The following is a 25,282-nucleotide window of genomic DNA, read 5'->3' on the forward strand; positions in this document are numbered from 1 at the left end:
GGATCGCTGCTATTCCGGCGCATGGCGATCGAGACAATCCACATCGTGCTGACTTGGAGCGCTGACAAGCGCGGCAAGTTGCGGGCCGAAACCCCAATGAAATTCAACACCGCCGCGGAGGCCAAGAGCCGCGCCGAACGAGCGGAAAGCCGCTTCGCCGGCGTCGTCGCGCTTAGCCAAGGCTATGACGTCGATACGGAGCAGGCGGACGAAAATCCGGTGGTGCTGTTTCGCGCGGGACGGACGCCGGCGGAGTTCGACGATTGAAGCCGACGCCCGATCTCGTCGACGTGCTTCGCGCAGCGGCCGTCATGACGGACGACCTGACGCCGGACGAGACCGCGCGATTGCTGCAGGACGCCGCCAGAATGATCGAGACGCTGCGAAAGCTCGTGAGCGTCCAGAACGAACTTCTCGCCGACGACCCGCGAGCTGGAAACGCCTGAGCCGGACATCGCATGCCGATCGATCGCAGGCGTGCGTTCCGCGGCGCAAGCGCAGGAGACCGCATTGGACGAGATCACGATCCGCCACAGCACGATCTATCGTTACCGCAGCCCGGTGTGGCTCAACCCCCACAGGATGGTTATCCGCCCCCGCGAAAGCCGCGAACTCCGGCTCCTTTCGATCGACGTCTCGATCGCGCCAGCGGCGTCGCTGTCCTGGAGCTACGACGTGTTCGGCAACGCCGTGGCGATCGCGACCTTCGTGGACGCGACCGATCTCCTGACGATCGAGAGCGTCGCCAAGATCGAACTCGACGCGTCGGCATGGCCGGTCTTCGACGTCGCGGCGTCCGCGATCCAGTATCCGTTTCCCTATTCGGACGACGAGCGGACGGACCTCGGTTCGCTGACGCTCAACCAGTATCTCGATCCCGCGGGCCGGCTGCGCGCCTGGGCGCGCGGCTTCGTGTACGGCCAGCCGACCGACACGCTGTCGCTGCTGAAGGACGTCAACGCCGGCGTGGCGGCCGAGGTCGCATACGAGATCCGCGAAGACGAAGGCGTCCAGTCGCCGCTCGAGACGCTCGATCGCCGGCGCGGCTCGTGCCGCGACTTCGCGACCTTGTTCGCCGAGACCGCGCGCAGCTTGGGCTTTGGAGCGCGGGTCGTCTCGGGCTATCTCCATGATCCAGGCGTGGGGCTTATCGGCTCGAACGGGCTTGGCTCGACCCACGCCTGGGCGGAGGTCTATGTGCCGGGCGCAGGCTGGATCACCTTCGATCCGACCAACCGAAGCGTCGGAAGCGCCAACCTCATCCCGGTCGCGGTCGCACGAGACATCAGGCAAATCATGCCGCTTTCCGGCAGCTATCTCGGCTCCGCTGACGCGTTCTCAGGCATGTCCGTCGAGGTCTCGACTGTCGCGGCGGGCCCGCCGTCCGCGGCGGACTGAGCTCCGTCGGACTCGCGGCGGCAGACGCCTCTGGTGTGCGTCTCGATCATCGCGAGCGCTTCGTCGAGCGAGGCGAACGGACCGCAGCGCATCCCGGTCATGGTCGCGGTCGCCTTTCCGTCGGGCTCGACATGGACCTGTCCGCTGTCGGTCGTTCGGATCACCCCCATTGAACGTCCCAGAAGGTCGATCAGCAGCCACTCTTTCTCGCCGGGGACCGCTTTTACAACCACGTCCAAAAAGAGCTCCTAAAGCGACTGGGTTAACCGCGGTGGCCCACGGCTGCGAGATTTGTACCAGAAAAATAAAAAAAACGCACACGTCATTGCAATCGGCGACATGCACATCATTTCAAGATTGCCGTTCGACAGAATTAATATTTCTTTTCTGACGCTCGACTCCACTCCGCCGGATTTTATTTGCGCGAAAGCGTGTTGAAGGCGCGTCTCGGAGGCCTGCTTCGTGGTGGGCAGGACCACTGATTTTCGGGAGCGGTGAATGGTTCAACGCCCAGAAGGGCTTCGGCGTCATTGCGCCGGACAATGGCGGCGCTGACAGGTCACCCACATCACTCTCGTTCCGATCGCTCGAGACGGAACAGCGAAGCGAGCCGGGAGCGACATCGATCACGGATGGACCGGCGAATCTCGCTTGTAGCGGAGCCGAAGCCTCCAGAGAGGCGCTCGAGAGCGCCTTCGATCCCGCCGCCTTTCGAAGCGGCGGGTCTTCCTTTGTCTCCCGGTCCTGAGGGGCCCAACCGGAGTACGGCGCATGGCCAAGGCACAGAAACGCGGAAATAAGGAAGCCAAGAAGCCGAAGAAGATTAGGGAAGCACAGCCCGCTCCGACCACGGCTTTGAAGATCGGCGCCGCGCCGCCCAGCGGGCCAAAGTCAAAAAAAATCTGACGGCGACCGCCATGACGCGCCGGACGCAAGAATCGACCGTGACGTTTCACCAGCCCTTCACGTTGAAGGCTCTCGATGGTCCTCAGCCCGCAGGGACCTACAGACTTCTCGTCGACGAAGACGAGATCATGGGCGTCTCCATCCTCGCCTATCACCGTGTCGCCACGCTGCTCGAGACGCCAGCGGTCGGCGTGCGAAGCGGCAAGGTCCAGTCCCATCTCGTTGACCACGCGGATCTGACGGCGGCTCTCGACAAAGACCGCGCGGCCACGGCCAAACCCTGACGCGCCTTCCGATCCGCTCCCCCCAAATTGGGGAGCCCGCGCGTCGCATTGGATGACGAATGAGTCCGCTTTCGGTCTCCGCCGCGGTCGAAGCGCTTTTGCGTTTGGCGGGACGGATCAACGCGGCCGGGCATTGAGCGATGAGGCGCCGCCGTGTCGCCGGCGCATAGAACGGATCGCCCTGCCGACAGGTCGTGGCTGAAAGGGCGGACATGCTTGAGATCGCGCGCAATATCCTCGCTCGCCGGGCTTCGGCGGAGCCTTGGGACGACGTTTCCCCGGTCCGCGAGGAACTTTTCGGGATCGAGCGGCTCGAGCAGCACGCCGAATCGCTCGCGGCCGCCCAGCCCGTCGCCGAACGGCCGCCTTTCGTGCGGTCGCTTCGCGTGCGGCTCGGCGAGAACGCCGTCACGCTGCTCGCCGCCTACAAGGCGAGCGCAGCCGAGCTCGAGAGCGGACGCGGCGTGACGCCAGCGGCCGAATGGCTGCTCGACAACTACCACCTCGTCGAAGACCAGATCCGCGAGATCCGGGAAGACCTGCCGCCAGGCTACTACCGCCAGCTGCCGAAACTTTCGGACGGTCCGTTCAAGGGCTACCCGCGTGTGTTCGGCATCGCATGGGCCTATGTCGCCCACACCGACAGCCACTTCGATCCGGAAGTCCTCAAGCGGTTCGTCGCCGCCTATCAGAGGGTCGAGCCGCTTACGATCGGCGAGCTTTGGGCGGTGGCGATCACGATCCGCATCGTCCTGATCGAGAACCTGCGTAGGCTCGCCGACCAGATCAGCGTCGCGCGCGCGGCTCGCGCCGACGCCGAAGCGCTCGCCAACCGGCTTCTCGCATCGGGCGGAGCGCGGTCCGCGCTCGACGCCGACATCGCCACGCGCGCCGCCGGGCCGGTCTCCGAGCTGTTCGCCGCGCAGCTCGCCAAGCGCCTGCGCGATCAGGACCCGCGCACCAATCCGGCGCTGGAGTGGCTCGAGCAGCGCCTGACGCTGCAAGGCTCGTCGATCGAGGAGGCTGTGCGGCACGCGCAGATGCGCCAGGGCGCTTCGAACCTCACGATCCGCAACGTCATCACGAGCATGCGGCTGATCTCGGACATCGACTGGGCGGAGCTGTTCGAGAGTGTCAGCCTCGTGGACGAAAGGCTGATGGCCGCAAGCGATTTCGCGGCGATGGATTTCCCGACCCGCAATCTCTACCGCAGCGCGATCGAGCAGCTTGCCCGCGGTTCGTCGGCAAGCGAGCTCCAGGTCGCCGACGCGGCTCTTGCGGCGGCGCGATCTGACGCGGCGGAGACTGCGGCCGGTGCGGAGCGGGTCCGCGATCCGGGATATCATCTGATCGCGGAAGGCCGGCCCGCCCTCGAACGCGCCATCGGCTTCCGTCCATCGCCGAAGCTCTGGTTCAATCAATGGAGCATCAGGCTCGGCATCGGCGGCTATGTCGGCGCGATCCTCGCGCTCACGGCCGCGCTCCTCGGCGGCGTCGTCTGGGCGCTGGCCGCGGCGGGCGGCGGATCGGTCTGGCCGTGGGTGATCGCGCTGCTCGGCTTCATCCCGGCCACCGACGTCGCCACAGCGCTCGTCAACCGCGTGATCGGCTGGAGCTTCGGCGCCAACGCGCTTCCGGGTCTCGACCTGTCGACAGGCGTGCCGTCGGAGCTCAGGACGCTCGTCGCGATGCCGACGCTGTTGACCGGCGAAGCCGATCTCGCCGAGCAGATCGCGCGGCTCGAGGTGCATCATCTGGCAGGCGCCGGCGGCGACATCTCGTTCGCGCTCGTGGTCGACGGCCTCGACGCCGACCGCGAGATCCTCGACGGCGACGACCCGCTTCTCACGCTGGCCGCTTCCGCGATCGCGCGGCTGAACACGACGCACGGCCCCGGCCCGAGCGGCGACCGCTTCCTGCTGCTGCATCGCCGCCGCGTCTTCAACGCCGTCGACGGCGTGTGGATGGGCTGGGAGCGCAAGCGCGGCAAGCTGCACGAGCTGAACCGGCTGCTGCGCGGCGCGACCGACACGAGCTTCACGTCGCTTAACGGAACCACGCCTAAGGTTCCTGCGGACGTTCGCTACGTCATCACGCTCGACGCCGACACGCGCCTGCCGCGCGACGCGGCGAGCCGGCTCATCGGCAAGATGGCCCATCCGCTGAACCGGCCGGGTTTCGACGCGGCCGGACGGCGCGTCGTCCGGGGCTACGGCATCCTCCAGCCGCGGGTGACGCCCTCATTGCCGATCGGCCGGGAGGGCTCGGCCTATCAGCGGGCGTTCTCGGCCCCGGGCGGCGTCGATCCTTACGCGGCCGCGATCTCGGACGTCTACCAGGACCTGTTCGGCGAAGGCTCGTACACGGGCAAGGGCATTTACGACGTCGACGCCTTCGAGGCCGCGCTTGCCGGTCGGATGCCCGACAACGCCATGCTGAGCCACGACCTGTTCGAGGGGATATTCGCGCGAGCGGGTCTGGCGTCCGACGTCGAGGTCATCGAGGATTTCCCGTCCCGCTACGACGTGGCGGCGCGCCGACAGCACCGCTGGACGCGCGGCGACTGGCAGCTGCTGCCGTGGGTGCTGGGCGTGGGAGAGGGCCGCGCCGGCCTGCCTGCGGTCGGGCGCGGTAAGATGCTCGACAACCTCCGCCGCTCCCTCGTCGCGCCCGCCGCGATGGCGATGCTCGCGGCCAGTTGGCTGGCGCCGGCTCCGGCCGCCGCATTGGGCGTGCTGTTCACCGTTCTCGCCATCGCCATTCCGGGCGCGCTCCACCTGTTCTTCTGCGTGGTGCCGCGGCGCTCGGGAATCCATCTTGGGGCGCACAACCGCGCGCTGCTCGGCGATCTCAGGCTCGCCGCGACGCAGATCGGTTTGTCGCTCGCCTTCCTGCCCGACCAGGCATGGCGAGGGATCGACGCCATCGCGCGCACGCTCGACCGGGTGTTCCGGACCCGGCGCCGGCTGCTCGAATGGACGACCGCCGCCCAGTCGAGCGCGGCGCCGCGGCTGACGCTCGGCGGGTTCTACAGGATGATGGCGGGAGGCACGGGCCTCGGGCTCGGGCTCGCCGCTCTCTGTCTCGCGATCGCGCCCGCGGCATGGGCCCTGATCCTCCCATTCGCAGTCGCGTGGGGCCTTGCGCCTGCGATCGCGCTTTGGGCCAGCCGCTCGCCGACAGCAGCGTCCAATCTCGCCGTCTCACCCGACGACGCGCGCGAGCTGCGCTTGATCGCCCGCAGGACGTGGCGGTTCTTCGAGACCTTCGTGACGCCGGCCGACACCATGCTGCCGCCGGACAACTTTCAGGAAGACCCTAACCCGGTCATCGCACGGCGCACCTCGCCGACCAATATCGGGCTCTACTTGTTGTCGGCGGTCGCGGCGCGCGACTTCGGCTGGGCCGGAACGGCCGAGACCGTCGAGCGGCTGGAGGCGACCTTCGCGTCGCTTCGAAAGCTGCAGCGCCATCGCGGGCATTTTCTAAACTGGTACGGCACGGAGGACGGCGCTCCCCTCATTCCGGCCTATGTGTCGACCGTCGACAGCGGCAATCTCGCAGGCCACCTCATCGCGCTCGCCAACGCCTGCGAGGAATGGGCCGCCGAGCCTGTAGCGCCGGCCGTGCGGCAGGGGCTCGCGGACAACCTGACGCTCGCCCGAAGCGCGCTGGCCACGCTCGTGTCGCGCGAGGACGATCACGGCCGCCAGATCGTCGCAATCCTCGACGAGATCGACGGTCAGCTGAATGGCGGCGTCGCGATCTCCTCGCTCGCGCCGGTGCTCGCTCGGTTGGCCGAAAAGACATTGAAGGTCGCGCGCGACGTGCTGCCGTCGACGGCGTCCGACGACAGGGCTGATTTCCAATTCTGGATCAGGGCGTTCGCGCAGGGCGTCGCCGAGCACGCGCGCGACGAAGCCGAACGCCCGAGTTTCGCGCTCGCCGAGCGGGCGGGCGCCATCGCCGCGGAGGCGCGCGCGACCGCGCTTGCGATGGACTTCGCGTTCCTGCTTGATCCTGAGCGCAAACTGTTCTCAATCGGCTATTCGCTGCCCGACAACCGGCTCGATCCGAGTTGCTACGACCTGCTCGCCTCGGAAGCCCGGCTCGCAAGCCTGTTCGCCATCGCGAAGGGCGACGCTCCGACCCGGCACTGGTTCCGCCTCGGCCGGACCGCGACCCCGATCGGCGGCGCCTCGGCGCTGATCTCCTGGTCGGGCTCGATGTTCGAATACCTGATGCCGTCGCTCGTCATGCGCGCGCCGGCCGGAAGCCTGCTGGAGCAGACCAACCGCCTGATGGTTCGCCGCCAGCAGGACTACGGGAAGTCGCTTGGGGTTCCATGGGGCGTCTCGGAATCCGCCTACAACGCCCGTGATCTCGAATTCACCTACCAGTATTCCAACTTCGGCGTGCCTGGCCTCGGGCTGAAGCGCGGCCTTGCCGAGAACGCGGTGTTCGCCCCTTACGCGACCGCGCTCGCCGCCATGGTGGACCCGCAGGGCGCGCTGGCGAATTTCGAGCGCATGGCGGATATGGGCGCGCGCGGCCGCTATGGCTTCTACGAGGCGCTCGACTTCACCCGCTCGCGCCTGCCGGAGGGGGAGAGCGTCGCGATCGTTCGCAACTTCATGGCCCACCATCAGGGCATGACGATCGTGGCGCTTTCGAACGTCCTGCAGAACGGTCGCATGCGCGCGCGGTTCCACGGCGAGCCGATCATCCAGGCCTGCGATCTCCTGATGCAGGAGCGCATGCCGCGCGACGTAGCGGTGCTTCAGGCTCGCGCGGAAGAGGTCAAGGCATCCGCCGGCGAGGTCAGCGAAGCCTCGGTCATGCGGCATGTGACGCCGTCGACAGGCGGCGCTCCGGTCACCCATGTCCTCTCGAACGGCCGCTACGCCGTCATGCTGACGGCGGAAGGCGCCGGCTACAGCCGCTGGCGCGACCTCGCGGTCACCCGCTGGCGCGGCGACGCCACCCGCGACGATCTCGGGTCTTTCGTCACGCTGCGCGACGTCGCGAGCGGCCGGACGTGGTCGGCCGCGGCCCAACCAATCGGCGCGCCGGCGGACCACCAGGAGGTCGTGTTCGGCGAGGACCAGGCGAGCTTCATCCGCCGCGACGGACCGCTGACCACCACCATGGAGGTCATCGTCTCGGGCGAGGTCGACGCCGAGGTCCGGCGCGTCACGCTGACCAACGCCGGCAGAACCGCCCTCGAGATCGAGCTGACGTCCTATTCCGAGATCGTGCTCGCCCCGCCCGCCGCCGACGCCGCCCATCCGGCCTTCGCCAAGCTCTTCGTCGTGACCGAGCACCTGCCGGAATTCGGCGCGTTGGTCGCCACTCGCCGCCCGCGCGCGAACGGCGAGGCCGCGCCTTGCGCGGCGCATTTCGCGGTGGTCGAGGGCGGCGAGACCGCCGCTCCGGAATACGAGACCGATCGCGCGAGATTCCTCGGGCGCAGTCTGGCGCCCGCTGCGGCTTTCGCAGGCAATGCGGCCCGGCCGCTGTCGAACACGGTCGGGACGGTGCTTGACCCGGTGTTTTCGATCCGCCGCCGCGTGACGGTCCCGGCCGGCGGCCGCGTGCGCGTCGCGTTCTGGACCGTGGTCGCGACCTCGCGCGAGGACCTGCTCTACCTCGTCGACGCCCATCACGACCGCAACGCCTTCGACCGCGCCAAGACGCTCGCCTGGACGCAGGCGCAGGTGCAGCTCCGCCATCTCGACGTGACCGCGGAAGAGGCCGCCGACTTCCAGCGGCTCGCGGCCCCGCTGCTCTATCCGGACGCGCGCTTCCGGGCGGCCTCGGACGCCATCGTCCGCGGAGCGGGTCCGCAATCGGCGCTCTGGCCCTATTCGATTTCCGGCGACCTGCCCATCGTGCTGCTGCGGATCGACGACGTCGAGGACATGGACCAGGTCCGCCAGTTGCTGCGGGCCCACGAATATTGGCGGATGAAGCGGATCTCGGTCGATCTCGTCATCGTCAACGAGCACGCCTCGTCCTACCTGCAGGACCTGCAGATCGCGATCGACACCGCCGTGCGTTCGAGCCAATCCCGGCCACGCCTCGGCGACGCGCCGGCGCAAGGCGGGGTCTATACGCTCCGCGCCGACCTGCTGCCGATCGAAGCCCGCAACCTGCTGCTGTCGGTCGCGCGCGTCGTGCTCGTCGCTCGCCGCGGCCCGATCACGGCCCAGATGGCGCGCCTCGTCGCGCTCGCGCCCCTCGCAACGCCTGCGCGGCGCATGACGCCAAAGGCGAAGAGCACCGAGGCGCAGCGCGCCGCGGCGACGGCGGGGCTCGAATTCTTCAATGGGCTCGGCGGCTTCGGCGACGACGGCCGTGAATATGTCGTCGCGCTCGACAGCGGCGCGACGACGCCCGCGCCTTGGATCAACGTCATCGCCAATCCCGGCTTCGGCTTCCAGGTTTCGGCCGGCGGCGGCGGCTCGACATGGTCGGAGAACAGCCGCGAGAACCAGCTGACGCCGTGGTCGAACGATCCGGTGATGGATCCGGTCGGCGAGGCGATCTACGTCCGGGACGATGAGACCGACGACGTCTGGACCCCGACCGCGCAGCCGATCTGCGACGGCGGGCTCTATGTCGCCCGCCACCGCTTCGGCTCCAGCCGCTTCGAGCACGAGGCGAACGGCGTCGCGCTCGAGCTGACGCAATTCGTGCCCGTGGCCGATCCGGTCAAGATTTCGCGGCTGACGCTGCGCAACACCTCCGGCCGCCCGCGCAAGCTCTCCGTCACGGCCTTCGCCGAATGGGTTTTGGGGACCGCGCGCGGCGCCTCCGCGCCGTTCGTGACGACGGCGGTCGATGCCGACACCGGAGCCCTGTTCGCCCGCAACCCATGGGGCTCGGCGTTCCCCGGCCGGGTCGCGTTCTCCGACCTTTGCGGACGCCAGACCGGCTGGACGGCCGACCGTACCGAATTCCTCGGCCGCAACGGCGGCCCGGAGGCGCCGGCCGCCTTGTTCCGGCAAACGCCGCTCTGCGGCGCGACCGGAGCCGGGCTGGACCCGTGCGCGGCGCTTTCGACCGAGGTCGCGCTCGGCGTTGGAGAGAGCGCCGAGATCGTCTGGCTCATCGGCCAATGCCGTTCCGAGGAGGACGCGCGCGCGCTAGTCGTTCGCACGCGCGCGGCCGATATCGACGCCGTGCTGGCGGAGGTTTCCGACAGCTGGAAAGCGCGGCTTGGCGCCGTTCAGGTTCGCACGCCGGACCGCGCGATGGACATCATGCTCAACGGCTGGCTGCTTTATCAGGCGCTCGGCTGCCGCATCTGGGCGCGTTCGGGCTTCTATCAGGCGAGCGGCGCCTACGGGTTCCGCGATCAGATGCAGGACGGCATGGCGCTGTCGCTGATCGATCCGGCCGAAACGCGCAGCCACCTGATGCGCGCCGCGAGCCGCCAGTTCCCGGAAGGCGACGTCCAGCATTGGTGGCTGCCGCATTCCGGCCAGGGGGTGCGCACCCGCATCTCCGACGATCGCGTGTGGCTGGCCTATGCGACCGCCACCTACGTCGCGACATCGGGCGACGCCGCCGTGCTCGACGAGGAGACCGGCTTTCTCGACGGCCCGCCGCTGAAGCCCGGCGAGCACGACGCCTTCTTCCAGCCGATGGAGGCGGCCGAGCGCGCTTCGCTGTTCGAGCACTGCGCCCGCGGCCTCGACCAGTGCGTGGAGCTCACCGGCCCGCACGGCCTGCCGCTGATGGGCACGGGCGACTGGAACGACGGCATGAACCGCGTCGGCGAAGGCGGCCGGGGCGAGAGCGTCTGGCTCGGCTGGCTGTTCATCCGAACCGTCGCGCTGTTCGCCCCGCTCGCCGAGCCGCGCGACCCGGAGCGCGCCGCGCGCTGGCGAGCGCACGCCGAAAGCGTCCGCGCCGCGATCGAGCGCGAGGCCTGGGACGGCGCATGGTATCGCCGCGCGACCTTCGACGACGGGACGTGGCTCGGGTCTGAAGACAGCGACGAATGCCGCATCGACCAGATCGCACAGTCCTGGGCCGTGCTGTCGGGCGCGGCGGACCCGGAGCGCGCCGCCCGCGCCATGGCCTCGGTCGACGAACGCCTCATCCGGCGCGACGACGGGATCGCGGTCCTGTTCACGCCGCCCTTCATCTCGACCCCGCACGACCCCGGCTACATCAAGGGTTATCCGGCGGGCCTGCGAGAGAACGGCGGGCAGTATTCGCACGCCGCGATGTGGTCGATCCTCGCCTTCGCCAAGCTCGGCGACGGGGCCAGGGCGCACGACCTGTTCGCCTTGCTGAACCCCATCAACCACGCGCTCGATGGCGCCGCGGCCGAGCGCTACAAGGTCGAGCCCTATGTGGTGGCGGCCGACGTCTATTCGGTCGCTCCCCATGTCGGGCGCGGCGGCTGGACCTGGTACACGGGCTCCGCCGCCTGGATGCACCGCGCCGGTCTCGAAGGCATTCTGGGCGGCACCCGCGGGGGCGCGCACCTGCGCGTCGCGCCCGTGATTCCGCCGTCATGGCCGGGCTTCGAGGCGACGCTTACGGTCGAGGGTACGGTCTGCCGGATCCGGGTTGAGCGTCGTTTAGCGGACGACGACGAGGCCCCGCTGTACGCCCTCGATGGCGCACCGCTCGATCCGGCGGCTGAAGGCGCGCGGATCCCGCTGGACGGGCGAGAGCACGAGCTGACCATCACCCTGGCCGGGTCTGGATCCAAATCGCCTCACCTCCGAGGCGCCTTTTCGGCACGGATCGTTCCGACCCGCCCCTATTCCGACGCCTCGTTCTGACAGGCTGCATCGATGACCAAGTCCAACTTGTCCCCCGCGGCCTCCAGCGTCGCCAACCTCACGATATCGGCGGCCCCCGAGCTTCTCGCCAAGCTCGACGGCTGGATCGCGGCCCATGTCGACCCGATGTCGCGCGAAGAGGCGGCGCGGGCGTTGCTCGCCGCGGCTCTGTCGGGAGTCAAAACGACCAAACGTCGACGGCCCGTATCTGGTCCCGTCGACGCCCCGATGGTTCGGGCCGCACGAAAGATGAAGGCGGCGGGCGCCCGGGCCGGCACCTCGAAGAGCGTCAAGCGCTGACGAAGCGGATCAGCGGGCCAATGAGCGACCCCTTACAACGTCCGCTTTGGGTCAGCCCGGGACGAGGCGATCCGGCTCAGATGCGCGAAATATCGGAAGTTGGATCTGCTCTGGAAAGCGGACGTTTAATTTCGCAGACAGGCCAGTGATATCCGTCGGCGGACACAATGCAGAGCGCTTCCGGATTGAAAAGCTTCGACACAAGTCCCCGTGAACGAGACGAAAGCGTCTTTTCGAGCGCTCCCGTAAAATGTCGGCGCTGACAAGGCGGACGAGCGGGAACGGGCCGCGTACGCCGGACGCTCCAAAAGTCGACGCAGTCGCGCGACGCGCAGGATCGTTCTCGATCTCCGCCGCCGGGTTCCGGAGGCTGCTCACCTGCGCCGCGCTCGAGCATCGGCGGCGACTAAGGACGCGCGGCGTGGTTCGTGCGCGGCGGAGACGATGTCCGCCGCGCAACTCAGGACGGCCGCTTCCGCGCGCCGACCGCTCCCGCTCAGGCGCCCGACAGCTTGGTGTTCGCCATCGGCAGGCTGCGCACGCGCTGGCCGCTGAGCGCCGCGAGCGCGTTGGCGACGGCCGGCGGCACGCCTGGCAGGCCCGGCTCGCCGATGCCGCCCATGGGCTCGCCGCTCTCGATGATCGTGACGTGCACCTCCGGCATGTGGTCGCGCGAGAGGATCTTGTAGGCGTCGTAGTTCTTCGCCTGCCGCTCGCCGTTCTTGTAGACGACTTGCTCGAACAGCGCGGACGACAGCCCCAGCGCGGCGGCCGACTCGACCTGCGCCTTCACGATCGCCGGATTGACGATCGAGCCCGGATCGATCGCGATCCACAGCTGGTGGACCTTGGCCTCGCCGCCCGCGATGGAGACCTCCGCGATGGTCGCGGTCTCCGAACCGAAGGGCGAGGCCATCGCCACGCCGCGGGCGCGCTTGCCGCCCTCGGCGTCATACGGCCCCCGCTTCCAGCCGCCGGAAAGCTCCGCCGCCGCCTTCAGCAGGTTCAGGTGGCGCGGCTTGTCCTTCAGCAGCGCCAGCCGCAGCTCGAACGGGTCTTTGCCGCCCGCTTCGGCGATCTCGTCGAAGAAGCTCTCGTAGAAAAAGTCGTTCATCGAGTGCCCGACCGACCGCCAGAAGGCGATGTTCACGGGATGCGCGATCTTCAGGAACTCCATCTTCCGGTTCGGGATGGCGTAGGGCTTCTCGACGATGCCCTCGACCGCGGAGGAATCCACCGGGTTCTTGAAGATCGCCCCGAACCAGCGCGCGATCGGGCCTTCGCCGACGGTCTTGACCTCGATCGCGGTCGGCTGCCCGGAGGCGTCGAGCGCGGCGCGGAAGCGGCTGAAGCTCAAGGGCCGCACCGCGTCGTTCAGGAACTCCTCCTCGCGCGACCACAGCACCTTGACCGGCTTGCCCGTCGCCTTGGCGAGCACAATCGCCTGCGGGAACGGGTTCGAGGGCCCGTACATGAAATGCCGGCCGAAGAAGCCGCCGAGCAGAGGCGAATGGATCTTCACCTGTTCCGGCGACAAGCCCGCCGTCTTGGCCGCGACCGCCTGGAACAGCTCGGGCATCTGGTTCGGAACCCAGAGGTCGAGCGTCCCGTCGGGGTTGAATCGGGCGATGCTCGACGGCGGCTCGAGCTGCGCGTGGGCGAGATAGGGCGCGTCGTACTCCGCCTCGATCACCTTGGCGGCCTTGGCGAATGCGGCGTCGGCGTCGCCTTCCGTCTCGGACGGCAAGCCCTTCTCCTTCGCGCCCTTCAGCGTCGCGAGCAGGCTCTCGGATGAGAAGCTCGACGACATGGCGTCGAGCCCGTCCTTCGGCGGCTCGGACCAGCGCACCTTGAGCGCCTCGACCGCCTGGCGGGCGCGCCACCAGCTGTCGGCCGCGACCGCGACCGCGCTCGGCAGCCTGTGCACCGAATGCACGCCCGGCATCGCCTTCACCTCGGCCTCGTTGTCGAGCGCTTCAGGTTCCGTGCCGAACACCGGCGCGTGGGTGACGGCGGCGTAGAGCATGCCGTCGACCTTCTGGTCGATGGCGTAGACCGCCTTTCCGGTCGACTTGTCGCGCACGTCGAGCCGGGCGACCGGCTTGCGGATGTAGCGGAAGGTCGCCGGATCGCGGAGCGGGACCTCCTCCTTCGGCTGCAGCAGCAGCGCCTCGCCGGCGAGCTCGCCGTAGCTCAGCGAGCGGCCGGAGGCGGCGTGCACGACCTTGCCGTCCTCCGTCGAAAGCTCGCCGTCCTGAACCTTGAGCCGTCCGGCGGCGGCGCGGATCAGCATCTCGCGCGCGGTGGCGCCGAGGCGGCGCATGGCGGCGTAGCTCGACCGCGTCGAGAAGCTGCCGCCCGTCATCCGGAGGCCGTTGACCAGCGCGTAGTCCGGGCCGGGCGGCGCGCATTCCACCTCGAAGCGCGCGGGATCGACGTCGAGCTCCTCGCCGACGATCTGAGCCATGGCGGTGTTGATGCCCTGCCCGCCCTCGATGAAGGCGCTGAGCAGCTTCACCGAGCCGTCGGGGCGAAGTTCGAGGAAGGCGGGCACCCGCGTGCCGGGCTTGGGCGCGATCGCCCCCGCCCCTTCGGCCTGCGCCAGGGCACGGCGATGGGGCAGCGCGACGGCCAGCACCAGCGCGCCGGAGGCGACGCCGAGGAAACGGCGGCGAGAGAGGTTCGCGACGCCCTCGTCCGGCACCAGGGGCGTGGCGGACGAGACGTCGAGCGGCGAGAGATCGTTCATCGAAGCCTCCCGATCAGGCCGCGGCGCGCCGGACGGCGCTCGCGATGTGATTGTAGGTGCCGCAGCGGCAGAGGTTCGTCATCGCGTCGGCGATGTCCTGGTCGGAGGGCTTGGGCGTCTCCTTCAGCAGCGCGGTCGCGGCCATCACCTGTCCGGACTGGCAGTAGCCGCATTGCGGAACCTGCGCCTCGACCCAGGCCTCCACCACCTTGCGGCCGACCTCGTCCTGCTCGATCGCCTCGATGGTCGTGACCTTGGAGTCGCCGACGGCCTCGACCGGGAACTGGCAGGAGCGCATCGCGGCGCCGTCCACGATGACCGTGCAGGCGCCGCATTGGGCGATGCCGCAGCCATACTTGGTGCCGGTCATGCCGAGCGTGTCGCGCAGCACCCAGAGCAGCGGCGTGCCGGCCTCGACATCCGCCTGACGCTTCTCACCGTTGACGTCGATCTCGTACATGGCTCCCTCCACCTGAGGATCAGATCGAAGGCGGAGGCGACGCCGGGAGGGACGGCCCTGATTGAGCCCGCGCCCATGCCGACGTCCGCCGTGGCGCGCGCCTTCGCCGCTTTGGTTGACCGGCTCAGCTTAGAAGCGTAGCAAAATGACCCAAATGTCATTTTTCCGGCTTTTCGAGACATGACCCGCAGGATCGGCGTCGCCATTTTTCCGGGCTTTCAGGCCCTCGACCTCGCGGTCGGGACCGTGTTCGAGCTCGCCAACGAGGTCATGGGGGCGCCGGTCTACGCCATCGAAATCGTCTCGGAGCGCGGCGGCCTGGTCCGGAGCTCGTTCGGAGCGAAGGTGGACAGCCGGCCGTTCGGCGCGGCGGATTTCGACACCCTGTTCGTCTGCGGGACGAGCGCCGTGTTCGAGGACTCGCCCGGCCTCGTCGCCTTCGTGCGGCGCGCGGCGAAGGTCAGCCGCCGGGTGGCGGCGATCTGCACCGGGGCCTTCGTGGCGGCCGAAGCCGGCCTGCTGGACGGCCGGCGCGCGACCACGCACTGGGCCAAGGCGCGCGAGCTGCAGCGCCTCTTCCCCGCCGTACGGGTGGAGGAGGACCGCATCTTCATCGAGGACCACGGCGTCTGGACGTCCGCCGGCATGACCGCCTGCATCGATCTCGCGCTCGCGATCGTCGAGACGGACCTCGGCGCGGAGGTGGCGCGCGACATCGCCCGGCGCATGGTGATGTACCACCTGCGCACCGGCGGGCAGTCGCAGTATTCGGCGATGCTGGAGATGCGGCCGTCGTCCGACCGCATCCAGCGCGCGCTGGCCTTCGCGCGCGAAAACCTGCGGCTGGAGCTCTCCGTCGAGCGGCTGGCGGAGGCGGCGAATCTCAGCCCGCGTCAGTTCAGCCGGGCGTTCCGCGCGGAGACCGGTCAGTCCCCGGCCAAGGCGATCGAGACGCTGCGGGTGGAGGCGGCGCGACGCCTGATCGAGGAAGGCCGCCTGCCCAACGACGCGATCGCGCGCGAAACCGGCTTCGCCGACCCGGACCGCATGCGGCGCGCCTTCCTGCGAACGCTCGGCCAGCCTCCCCAGGCCGTCCGTCGCACCGCGCGCCTGGCGGCGGCGTAAGCGGTCGCAACGGGGACGCCTCGGCGCTCCGTCGTCGGCCGGCGGTGGAAAAACGCCCCTTCAAAACGCAAGAAGCCCGCCTCCAGAGGCGGGCTTCGCGAGTTCGGGCGGTCGCGGTCAGCCGATCATCTCGATGATGATGTCGCGCATTTCCGCGCGTGAGATCGCGCTCGGTTCGGGCTTCCAGGCGCTGGTCGTGCTCGGGGTCGGCGACCTGCGGATCGGGTGGGGCGCCGGCCGCGCTTCCGCGGGCCGGGCTGTGGCGTGATGCTTCATGATGTCCTTGCGGCCTCGCGGGTCTTCGCCGTCGCAGAGACAGCGGCGCGTGAGCCGTCGATGTAAAAAAGTGTCGGGAGCCGGAGACCCGCGGCGCGCTCCATGCAGGCGCCGCCGCGACCATCCGGTGATGCTGATATAGGCGATCATCAAGGCCGTGTGAAGGCCCGGCGCGAGGCGGCGACGCCGCGCCGCCTATCGCCGACAGGTCGACGACGCGGCCGGTCGCCTTCATCGCCGCGATCCTGACGCACATCGCGACGTCGACCGGCGGAGAGCATGGCAGTCCGACCGAGGGATGATGCGCGACCGCTCCCGCTCACGAGCACGTGACCTTGAGTATCCGCATGATCGTCATCGTTCTCGCGTGTCAGTGGTCGAACATCAGGATCGATGATCAAAGCAAATCATGAATGATCGTTCATATCGAGGCCCCCGAACTTTCGTCTTTGATCGCCCCCGCAAATCAACGCGAACTTCGAGCGTCTTTCCAGGAGTATTCGAATTGCGCAAAACTGCTCTCGCTATCGCATTCGTCACCGCGTCGGCCGCCGCAACCAGCGTGTTCGCGCTGAACACGGCGTCGCAGGCGCAGCCCGCGCCGGCGCAAAGCGCCCAGGTCCAGCCGCCGGCGCCGCATCAGGCGGAACGGGACGGCAGGGGCGAGCGCCACGCCCATGGTCCTCGTCACGGCCACGGACCCATGCACAAGGCGCATAAGAAGGCGGACCGCCTCGCCCTCAAGCTCGCCGGCCGGCTCGCCGCCGCGGAGGTCGCGATCGGAGTCCGCGGCGACCAGCTCGACACCTGGCGCGCCTTCACGGCGGCTGCGGTCGACTTCGTCAAGCCGCCGCGTCCCGCCAGCCCGCGTCCCGGCCCGGACGGCGGCGAGCGGGGTCCCGACCGTCCCCGCGGCGTGCTCGACTTCGCCGACCGCATGGCCGACCGGACCATCGAACGCGCCGAGAAGGCCAGGACGCTGAAGGCGGCCACCGAGGCCCTGCGCCAGAAGCTGACCCCGGAGCAGATCGCCCAGCTCGACAGCATGCCGCTCGGCCCGCGCCATGGCGGCGAGCGCGGCCGGCACGGTCCCGATCGTCATGGCCCCCATGGCGGCCCGCACGGCGATCGCCACGGCCCGCGCTGACGGAGAAGCGCAGGGAGGCGACCGATCGCCTCCCTGCGCGCTTCGACAGAGGTTAAGATCCCGATCCCAACGAGGCGCCGCCGCGGATGATCGCAGTTCGCGCCGGCGTGACTTCGAACGCGGCGCTTGCCGGCCGCTCTCGGGTGAGGATCAGGACATGGCTGAGATCACGTTGAACCGCAGAAAGATCATCCTGACGGCCGCGACGGCGGCGACGGGACTGGTTTTCCCGACCGGCGTCGCTCTTGCGCAGCAGGCTCCCGCCGCCTCGCCACCCGCCGAGGCCGGGAACGCCGGTCATTACCGCTTTCGCGTCGGCGACATGACGGCGACGGTGCTGAGCGACGGACTGATCGGCGGGCCGCCGCGGGTCTACGCCAGTGACGCGCCGGAGGCGGAGCTTCAGGAGGTTTTGCGGCGCGCCTTCCTGCCGACCGACCGGCTGACGCTCAACCTGAACACGCTGCTCCTCGAGACCAACGGACGGCGGATCCTGCTCGAAGCCGGGGCCGGGCAGACCATGGGGCCTCAGGGCGGCCGCGTCTTCCGGAACCTGGCCGCCCTCGGCCTGTCGCCCGACGACATCGACATCGTGGTCGTCTCGCACACCCATCCCGACCATGTCGGGAACCTCCGCGCCGCGGACGGCGGCAGAATGTTCCCGCGGGCCACGGTGTTCGCGCCTCGGGCCGACTGGGACTTCTTCGTCCGCACCGACCCCGACCTCTCCTACATGCCGGTCCCCGCGGAGTTCCGCCGCAATTTCGCGGCCGCCATCAAGCGGAGCGTCGAGCCGGTCGCCGACGGGATCGAACTGTATGAGCCCGGCGCGGAGATCGTCCCGGGACTGTCCACCCTGCCGGCCGCCGGCCACACCCCCGGCATGGCGAACTTCCTCGTTCAGTCCGGGAGCGATCAGCTCCTGCTGACGGCCGATCTCGCCTATCACCCAATCGTCAATGTCGACCGGCCGTGGAAGCCTGGGCCGGATCGCGACAAGGACGCCGCGCTCGTCTCCCGCCGCCGCATCTTCGACATGGCCGCGGCGGACCGGCTGCTTGTCCTCGGCTTCCACTATCCGTTCCCAGGCCTCGGGCGCATGCTGAAGACGGATGTCGGCTACACCTGGGTCCCGCTCGGCTGGCAGTTCTGATCCGTTCGAGCACGTAAGCCGGCAGAGGCCGCCGCGATCAGGCGTCGGCGGCCGACGCGCATTGTGAGGATCCGCGACCGATGGCGACGCGACAGTTGAAGCTCGGGGCCTTCATGCGTCCGGTGAGCCTGCACACCGGCGCGTGGCGCTATCCCGGCTCCTGGCCCGACGCGAACTTCAACTTCGGCCACATGAAGCGCTTCGCGCAGCGGCTCGAGGAGGCGACGTTCGACGCCTTCTTCATGGCCGACCATCTCGCGGTGCTGAACATGCCGCCGGACGCGCTCAAGCGCAGCCACACGGTGACCTCGTTCGAGCCCTTCACGCTGCTGTCGGCGCTCGCCGCGGTGACCGAGCGCATCGGCCTCGTCGCGACCGGCTCCACCACCTTCGACCTGCCCTACCACGTCGCCCGGCGCTTCGCCTCGCTCGACCACATCTCGGACGGCCGGGCGGGCTGGAACGTGGTGACCACCTCCAATCCGGACGCGGCGCTCAACTTCGGGCTCGAGGAGCACATGGAGCACGACGCCCGCTACGTCCGGGCGCGGGAGTTCTACGACGTCGTCGTCGGGCTCTGGGATTCCTTCGCCGACGACGCCTTCGTGCGCGACGTCGAGGCCGGCGTCTATGTGAACCCCGACCGGATGCGCCGGCTCGACCACAAGGGCCCGCACTTCTCGGTGCGCGGCCCGCTCAACATCGCGCGCTCGCCGCAGGGACGTCCGGTCGTGGTGCAGGCGGGCGCGTCGGAGCCCGGACGCCAGCTCGCCGCCGAGACCGCCGACGCCGTGTTCTGCGCGCCGACGAAGCTCGGCGAGGCGCAGGCGTTCTACGCCGACGTCAAGCGCCGGGCGGCCGTCGCGGGACGCGATCCGGACCACGTCAAGATTCTGCCCGGCGCCTTCATCGTCGTCGGCGACAGCGTCGACGAGGCGCGGGCGAAACGCGCGACGCTCGACTCCCTGGTTCATGTGGACAGCGGCTTCGGCTCGCTCTCCACCATGCTCGGCCACGACGTCTCCGGCTTCGACCCCGACGCGCCGCTTCCTGAACTGCCGCCGACCAACGCCAGCCGCAGCAGCCAGGACAAGATCATGGGCTTCGCGCGCCGGGAGAACCTGACGGTGCGGCAGCTCGCGCAGCGCGTCGGCGGCTATTCCGGGCTCGCCTTCGTGGGCACGCCCGAAACGGTCGCCGACCAGATGCAGGAATGGCTGGAAGCCGAAGGCTGCGACGGCTTCAACGTCATGTTCCCCTACCTGCCGCAGGGGCTCGACGACGTCGTCGATCGCGTGGTCCCGGAACTCAGGCGGCGTGGAATCTTCCGCACGGCCTACGAGGGCCGCACCCTGCGGGAGCATCTCGGCCTGCCGCGGCCGGAGAACCGCTTCTTCCCGGACTGAGCCGCCTCACGTGCCGCAGAAAGTGCGGTAGGGCCCGGCGTCCTTCGGCGGCGGCGCGGCGTAGACGCTGTCGTCGGCCGAGCGCGCGTAGGGGGCGGCGAGGGCCGCCGCGAGGGCCTCGAACGGCGCGAAGTCGTCGTCCTCGACCGCGGCCTGCAGCGCGGCCTCCACATTGTGGTTGCGCGGGATGATCGCGGGATTGACCCGCTCCATGCTCTCCCGCCGGGCGGCCCCGTCGCCCGGCTCCTGGCCGAGCCGCGCCACGTAGCGGACCGCCCACTCGTCGAAGAGCGCCGGCTCGTCGAACAGGTCGCGCGGGCCCGCCTGCGCGTCGCCGCCCGCGACGGCCGCGAGCCGGCGGAAGGTCAGCGTGTGGTCGGCCCGGCCCTCGGCCATGCGGTCGAGCAGCTCCTGCACGAGCCCGCCGTCGTCCTCGCGGTCGCCGGTCAGGCCGAGCTTGCGGCGGTAGCCGTCGAGCCGCGCCGTTTCGAAGGCGGGCGCGAAGGCGCTGAGCGCCAGGGTGACCTGAGCGATGGCGGCGTCCTGGTCCTCCGACAGCAGCGGCAGCAGGCACTCCGCCAGCCGCGCCAGGTTCCACTGCGCGATGCCGGGCTGGTTCGCGAAAGCGTAGCGCCCGTGCTGGTCGATCGAGCTGAACACGGCGCGCGGATCGTAGGCGTCGAGGAACGCGCAGGGGCCGTAGTCGATCGTCTCGCCGGCGATCGAGCAGTTGTCGGTGTTCATGACGCCGTGGACGAAGCCCACATGCATCCACTGCGCGACCAGCGACGCCTGCCGCGCGACCACCCGCTCGTACATGGCGAGCGCGCGGTCGGGACGATCGGCGGCCTCCGGATAATGGCGCGCGATCACATGGTCGACGAGGTCCTTCAGCGCGGCGACGTTCCCGCGCGCGGCGAAGAACTGGAAGGTGCCGACCCGGATGTGGCTCGAGGCTACGCGCGTCAGCACCGCGCCGGGCAGCGGTCGCTCGCGCAGCACCGCCTCGCCCGTCGTGGCGGCGGCGAGCGCGCGCGTGGTCGGCACGCCGAGCGCGGCCATCGCCTCGCTGACGAGATATTCGCGCAGCACCGGACCGAGCGCGGCGCGACCGTCGCCGCGCCGGGAGAACGGCGTCAGCCCGGCGCCCTTGAGCTGGATGTCGCGGCGGGCTCCGGCGTGGTCCACCACCTCGCCCAGCAGGATGGCGCGCCCGTCGCCGAGCTGCGGAACGAACTGGCCGAACTGATGCCCGGCATAGGCGGTCGCGATCGGCTCGGAGCCGGGGGCGACCACGTTGCCGGCGAAGACCGCCGCCCCCTCGGCCGCCGCCAGCGCCGCGGCGTCGAGCCCGAGCTCGGCCGCGAGCGGCCGGTTGAACGCCACCAGACGGGGCGAGGCCACCGGCGTCGGCGGCGTGGGGCGGTGGAACGCCTCGGGCAGACGGGCGTAGCTGTTGTCGAAGGGTATGAGCATCGTCACGTCGCCGGATCGCTCCTCAACCGCTGCGGCGTCGCCGCCGCCTCCCCCCGCTATATGGGCGCGAGGCGCGCCGACGGAAGCGCCCCCTCCCCGGCCTTGACGCCGCGACGGGGCGCGGGCGACGGTCCGGCCCCCTCCGAAGCGCGCCGCCGCCGCGCGTCCTGCCGCCCCTCATGGAACGACCGATGTCCGTGCTGCACGATGGCTACTTCACGCAGGGTCTCGACGCGGACCCCGACCTAGCGGCCGCGCTGCGCGGCGAACTGGAGCGTCAGCGGGACGGGATCGAGCTGATCGCCTCGGAGAACATCGTCTCCCGGCTGGTGCTGGAGGCGCAGGGCTCCGTGCTCACCAACAAGACCGTCGAGGGCCCGGCCTATGCGCGCTACTACGGCGGCGCGGAGTTCGCCGACGCCGTCGAGGCGCTCGCGATCGAGCGGGCGACCAAGCTGTTCGGCTGCCGCTTCGCCAACGTGCAGGCCCATTCCGGCTCCAACGCCAACAACGGCGTGTTTCTGGGGCTGCTCGCCCCCGGCGACACGATCCTGTCGATGAACACCGCCGCCGGCGGGCACATCAGCCACGGCCACCCCGCGACCCTCACCGGGCGCGACTATCGCGTGGCCCATTACGGCGTCAGCCGCCTGACCGAGCGGGTCGATCTCGACGAGGTGCGCGCGCTCGCGCTCGCGAGCCGCCCGCGGATCATCGTGGCCGGCGGCTCGGCCTACGCCTGGACGCTCGACTTCGCCGGCTTTCGGGCGATCGCCGACGAGGTCGGTGCCTGGCTGATGGTGGACATGGCGCATTTCGCGGGCCTCGTGGCCGCCGGCGTCTATCCGCACCCGTTTCCCCACGCCCATGTGGTGACGACCACGACCAACAAGTCGCTGCGCGGCGCCCGCGGCGCGATCGTGCTCTGGAACGACAAAACGCTGTCGGACCGGATCAACCACGGCGTGTTTCCTGGCGTGCAGGGCTCGGTGATGCTCCATGAGGTGGCGGCGAAGGCCGCCTGCTTCGGCGAGGCGCTGCGGCCCGAGTTCCGCGCCTACAACGAGGCGGCGGTCGCGAACGCCCGCGCGCTGGCGGAGACGCTCGCCGCCGCGAACATGAGGCTCGTGGGCGGCGGCACGGACACCAGCATGGCGCTGGTCGATCTGGTGAACCAGGGCGTCGACGGCGACGTCGCCGCGAAGGCGCTGGAGAAGGCCGGCCTCGCCGCCAACAAGAACCTGATCCCGTTCGACAAGCGTCCGGCCGAGGCGCCGTCCGGTCTGCGCCTGTCCAGCAACGCCGGCACGACGCGCGGCTTCGGCGTCGACGAGTTCCGCCGCATCGGCGGCTGGATCGCCCGCATCGCGCACGCGCCCTCGGACGCGGCCCTGATCGCCGGCGTGCGCGAGGAGGTGCGCGCGCTGTGCCGCGCCCATCCGATCTATCCCGATATGTGATGCCCGCCCGCGGGAACCGTTCTTCCCCGTCCTGCGTATCGGTACGGCGCGCCGGGGGACGGCCGCGATCGGCGCTCCGACATGCGCTGTTCGCGAAAACATTTCGTGGCCCGCCGACCGAAAGAGGCTACCTTTCGAACGCGCGCGAACCCGCGCCTGACGCCTTTCAGCACCGTTCCGGAAACCGCATGCCCACCGTCCTCGCCTCCTTCGGCTCTCCGACCCGGCCGGGGCGCCGGCCGTGAGCACGGACGACATCGAGAAGCTTCTGGACCGCACGCGCGCGCTCGAAGCCGAGAACGCGCGGCTGCGCGAGCAGGTGGGCGCGGAACGGCTCCGGGGGGAGACCGCCGTCAACGTGCAGGAGCATCGCTACCGCGCGCTGTTCGACGCGATGGACGAGGGCTTCTGCGTCATCGAGTTCTTCGACGGCCCCCACGGGCCGTTGAGCGACTACATCCATGTGGAGGCCAACGCCGCCTACGCCGCCCATGCGGGCATTCCGAACGTCGTCGGGCAGAAGCTGCGCGAGATGGTCGCGGAGGAGGCCGACGGCTGGGTCGAGCTCTATGGCGGCGTGCTGCGGACCGGGAAGCCGATCCGCTTCCAGCGCGAGCTGGTCGCGACCGGCCGGCACCTGGAGCTCGCCGCGTTCCGTCTGGAGCCGCCGAGCCTCCGCCAGGTCGCCGTGCTGTTCCAGGACATCACCGCCCGCAAGCGCGCCGAACAGGCGCTCCAAAGCCTCAACGAGACGCTGGAGACGCGCATCGCGGAGGCGATCGCCGAGCGCAAGCTGCTCGCCGACGTCTTCGAGGCCACCACCGCCTATATCCACGTCCTCGACAAGGACTTCGTGTGGCTCGCGATCAACCGCTCCGGCGCGCAGGAGTTCGAGCGCGTGTTCGGCGTGCGCCCGAAGGTCGGCGACCACATGCTCGAGATTCTGGAGGGGCGGCCGCAGCAGCGCGAAGCCGTCCGCGCGATCTGGACCAGGGCGCTCGCCGGCGAGGAGTTCGTGGAGATCGCCGCGTTCAGCGATCCGGGCGGCGAGGTCCGGCATTACGAGATGCGCTTCAGCACGCTGCGCGACGCTGACGGCGCGCCGATCGGCGCGTACCAGTTCGTCTACGACGTCACCGAACGGCTCGCCGAGCAGGACCGGCTGCGCGAGACCGAGGCCGCGCTGCGGCAGGCGCAGAAGATGGAGGCGATCGGCCAGCTCACCGGCGGCATCGCGCACGACTTCAACAACCTGCTCGCGGGCGTCTCCGGCAGCCTGGAGCTGATGCAGACGCGCCTCAGTCAGGGCCGAATCCACGACGTGGAGCGCTACATCAACGTCGCGCAGGGCGCGGCCCGGCGCGCCGCCGCGCTGACCCATCGCCTGCTCGCGTTCTCGCGCCGCCAGACGCTGGCGCCGAAGCCCACCGACGTGAACCGGCTGATCCACGGCATGGAGGATCTGATCCGGCGCACGGTCGGCCCGTCCGTGAACTTCGAGGTCATCGGCGCGTCGGGGCTTTGGCCCGCGCTGGTCGACCCCTCCCAGCTCGAGAACGCGCTGCTGAACCTCTGCATAAACGCCCGCGACGCCATGCCCGACGGCGGCCGGATGGTCGTCGAGACCGCGAACCGATGGCTCGACGAGCGCGCCGCGCGCATGCACGACGTGCCCATCGGGCAGTACCTCTCCCTCTGCGTCTCCGACACCGGGTCCGGCATGACGCCGGAGGTGATGGCGAAGGCGTTCGATCCGTTCTTCACCACCAAGCCGATCGGCGCGGGCACCGGCCTCGGGCTCAGCATGATCTACGGCTTCGCAAAGCAGTCCGGCGGCCAGGTGCGGATCTATTCCGAGGTCGGGCAAGGCACGACGGTGTGCCTCTATCTACCGCGCTACATCGGCGAGTTGGAGGAGGCCGACCCCCTCGGCGGCGCGATCATCGCCTCCCGCGCGGAGCAGGGCGAGACGGTGCTGGTGGTGGACGACGAGCCCACCGTGCGGATGCTCGTGACCGAGGTTCTCGAGGACCTCGGCTACGCCGCGATCGAGGCGGCGGACAGCGTCGCCGGGCTGCGGGTGCTGCAGTCGGACGTGCGGATCGACCTGCTGGTGACGGACGTCGGCCTGCCCGGCGGCATGAACGGCCGCCAGATGGCGGACGCGGGGCGCGCCGCGCGGCCCGGCCTCAAGGTGCTGTTCATCACCGGCTACGCCGAGAACGCGGCCCTGAACTCCGGCCATCTGGAGCCGGGCATGGCGGTGCTGACCAAGCCGTTCGTGGTCGACGCTCTCGGCGCCCGCATCCGCGAGATGATCACCTCCGGCTGACGCGCC

General features: G+C 69.7%; 17 protein-coding genes. 14 read left to right on the forward strand and 3 right to left on the reverse strand.

Features of this window, described 5'->3' with window-relative positions; all coding sequences use genetic code 11:
- Positions 1 to 21: 21 nt before the first annotated feature.
- The 7 genes from PKE78_RS00500 to PKE78_RS00530 all read left to right on the forward strand — a co-directional run bounded on the left by PKE78_RS00500 (position 22) and on the right by PKE78_RS00530 (position 11,692).
- Positions 22 to 267, forward strand: a complete 246-nt coding sequence (locus tag PKE78_RS00500; protein WP_271198881.1) for a hypothetical protein — start codon at positions 22 to 24, stop codon at positions 265 to 267.
- A complete protein-coding gene (locus PKE78_RS00505; RefSeq protein WP_271198882.1) occupies positions 264 to 446 on the forward strand; it encodes a hypothetical protein in 183 nt (60 codons plus the stop codon). Before PKE78_RS00500 ends, PKE78_RS00505 begins: the two co-directional genes overlap by 4 nt.
- Before the next feature lie 64 nt (positions 447 to 510).
- Positions 511 to 1,398 (forward strand): transglutaminase family protein, encoded by an 888-nt coding sequence (locus PKE78_RS00510; RefSeq protein ID WP_271198883.1) that lies wholly within the window; start codon positions 511 to 513, stop codon positions 1,396 to 1,398.
- A gap of 771 nt (positions 1,399 to 2,169) precedes the next feature.
- Complete coding sequence (locus PKE78_RS00515; RefSeq protein WP_271198884.1) at positions 2,170 to 2,304, forward strand: hypothetical protein; 135 nt, start codon at positions 2,170 to 2,172, stop codon at positions 2,302 to 2,304.
- Between the two features lie 38 nt (positions 2,305 to 2,342).
- Positions 2,343 to 2,588 (forward strand): hypothetical protein, encoded by a 246-nt coding sequence (locus PKE78_RS00520; RefSeq protein WP_271198885.1) that lies wholly within the window; start codon positions 2,343 to 2,345, stop codon positions 2,586 to 2,588.
- 212 nt (positions 2,589 to 2,800) lie between these two features.
- Positions 2,801 to 11,392 (forward strand): glycoside hydrolase family 94 protein, encoded by an 8,592-nt coding sequence (locus PKE78_RS00525; RefSeq protein ID WP_271198886.1) that lies wholly within the window; start codon positions 2,801 to 2,803, stop codon positions 11,390 to 11,392.
- Between the two features lie 12 nt (positions 11,393 to 11,404).
- On the forward strand, positions 11,405 to 11,692 hold the full coding sequence (locus PKE78_RS00530; protein WP_271198887.1) for a hypothetical protein: 288 nt from the start codon (positions 11,405 to 11,407) through the stop codon (positions 11,690 to 11,692).
- Between the two features lie 496 nt (positions 11,693 to 12,188).
- Here the strand turns inward: PKE78_RS00530 and PKE78_RS00535 are convergent, their stop codons facing one another.
- Both PKE78_RS00535 and PKE78_RS00540 read right to left on the reverse strand, forming a co-directional pair.
- Positions 12,189 to 14,441, reverse strand: coding sequence for a xanthine dehydrogenase family protein molybdopterin-binding subunit (locus PKE78_RS00535; RefSeq protein WP_271198888.1), 2,253 nt, complete (start codon positions 14,439 to 14,441; stop codon positions 12,189 to 12,191).
- A 13-nt stretch (positions 14,442 to 14,454) separates the two neighbouring features.
- Positions 14,455 to 14,901 carry a (2Fe-2S)-binding protein gene (locus PKE78_RS00540; protein ID WP_271198889.1) on the reverse strand — a complete coding sequence of 149 codons (447 nt, stop codon included), beginning with the start codon at positions 14,899 to 14,901 and terminating at the stop codon, positions 14,455 to 14,457.
- Positions 14,902 to 15,081: 180 nt separating this feature from the next.
- Here PKE78_RS00540 and PKE78_RS00545 point away from each other — a divergent pair, with 180 nt between their 5' ends.
- The 5 genes from PKE78_RS00545 to PKE78_RS00565 all read left to right on the forward strand — a co-directional run bounded on the left by PKE78_RS00545 (position 15,082) and on the right by PKE78_RS00565 (position 20,008).
- On the forward strand, positions 15,082 to 16,026 hold the full coding sequence (locus PKE78_RS00545) for a GlxA family transcriptional regulator (protein WP_271198890.1): 945 nt from the start codon (positions 15,082 to 15,084) through the stop codon (positions 16,024 to 16,026).
- A gap of 133 nt (positions 16,027 to 16,159) precedes the next feature.
- On the forward strand, positions 16,160 to 16,294 hold the full coding sequence (locus tag PKE78_RS00550; protein ID WP_271198891.1) for a hypothetical protein: 135 nt from the start codon (positions 16,160 to 16,162) through the stop codon (positions 16,292 to 16,294).
- A 513-nt stretch (positions 16,295 to 16,807) separates the two neighbouring features.
- Complete coding sequence (locus PKE78_RS00555; RefSeq protein ID WP_271198892.1) at positions 16,808 to 17,449, forward strand: hypothetical protein; 642 nt, start codon at positions 16,808 to 16,810, stop codon at positions 17,447 to 17,449.
- Between the two features lie 190 nt (positions 17,450 to 17,639).
- Entirely contained in the window at positions 17,640 to 18,602 is a 963-nt protein-coding gene (locus PKE78_RS00560) for an MBL fold metallo-hydrolase (RefSeq protein WP_271200037.1), read from the forward strand.
- A gap of 80 nt (positions 18,603 to 18,682) precedes the next feature.
- Complete coding sequence (locus PKE78_RS00565; protein WP_271198893.1) at positions 18,683 to 20,008, forward strand: LLM class flavin-dependent oxidoreductase; 1,326 nt, start codon at positions 18,683 to 18,685, stop codon at positions 20,006 to 20,008.
- 6 nt (positions 20,009 to 20,014) lie between these two features.
- On the opposite strand, the gene PKE78_RS00570 is transcribed toward PKE78_RS00565, so the two are convergent.
- Entirely contained in the window at positions 20,015 to 21,490 is a 1,476-nt protein-coding gene (locus tag PKE78_RS00570; RefSeq protein ID WP_271198894.1) for a protein adenylyltransferase SelO, read from the reverse strand.
- Between the two features lie 185 nt (positions 21,491 to 21,675).
- Between PKE78_RS00570 and PKE78_RS00575 the strand changes: the two genes are divergently transcribed.
- A complete protein-coding gene (locus PKE78_RS00575; protein WP_271198895.1) occupies positions 21,676 to 22,944 on the forward strand; it encodes a serine hydroxymethyltransferase in 1,269 nt (422 codons plus the stop codon).
- A 241-nt stretch (positions 22,945 to 23,185) separates the two neighbouring features.
- The gene (locus PKE78_RS00580; protein ID WP_271198896.1) at positions 23,186 to 25,276 is read left to right on the forward strand and encodes a PAS domain-containing sensor histidine kinase; all 2,091 of its coding nucleotides are present in this window, start codon (positions 23,186 to 23,188) and stop codon (positions 25,274 to 25,276) included.
- Positions 25,277 to 25,282: the final 6 nt, after the last annotated feature.

It is taken from the genome of Methylopila turkensis (assembly GCF_027922325.1).
Lineage (GTDB): Bacteria > Pseudomonadota > Alphaproteobacteria > Rhizobiales > Methylopilaceae > Methylopila > Methylopila turkensis.

Coding starts and splice junctions, on each gene's coding strand:
- PKE78_RS00500 (WP_271198881.1), top strand. CDS start 22: ATGGCGATCGAGACAATCCACATCGTGCTGACTTGGAGCGCTGACAAG.
- PKE78_RS00515 (WP_271198884.1), top strand. CDS start 2,170: ATGGCCAAGGCACAGAAACGCGGAAATAAGGAAGCCAAGAAGCCGAAG.
- PKE78_RS00525 (WP_271198886.1), top strand. CDS start 2,801: ATGCTTGAGATCGCGCGCAATATCCTCGCTCGCCGGGCTTCGGCGGAG.
- PKE78_RS00530 (WP_271198887.1), top strand. CDS start 11,405: ATGACCAAGTCCAACTTGTCCCCCGCGGCCTCCAGCGTCGCCAACCTC.
- PKE78_RS00535 (WP_271198888.1), bottom strand. CDS start 14,441: ATGAACGATCTCTCGCCGCTCGACGTCTCGTCCGCCACGCCCCTGGTG.
- PKE78_RS00540 (WP_271198889.1), bottom strand. CDS start 14,901: ATGTACGAGATCGACGTCAACGGTGAGAAGCGTCAGGCGGATGTCGAG.
- PKE78_RS00545 (WP_271198890.1), top strand. CDS start 15,082: ATGACCCGCAGGATCGGCGTCGCCATTTTTCCGGGCTTTCAGGCCCTC.
- PKE78_RS00550 (WP_271198891.1), top strand. CDS start 16,160: ATGATGATGTCGCGCATTTCCGCGCGTGAGATCGCGCTCGGTTCGGGC.
- PKE78_RS00565 (WP_271198893.1), top strand. CDS start 18,683: ATGGCGACGCGACAGTTGAAGCTCGGGGCCTTCATGCGTCCGGTGAGC.
- PKE78_RS00575 (WP_271198895.1), top strand. CDS start 21,676: ATGTCCGTGCTGCACGATGGCTACTTCACGCAGGGTCTCGACGCGGAC.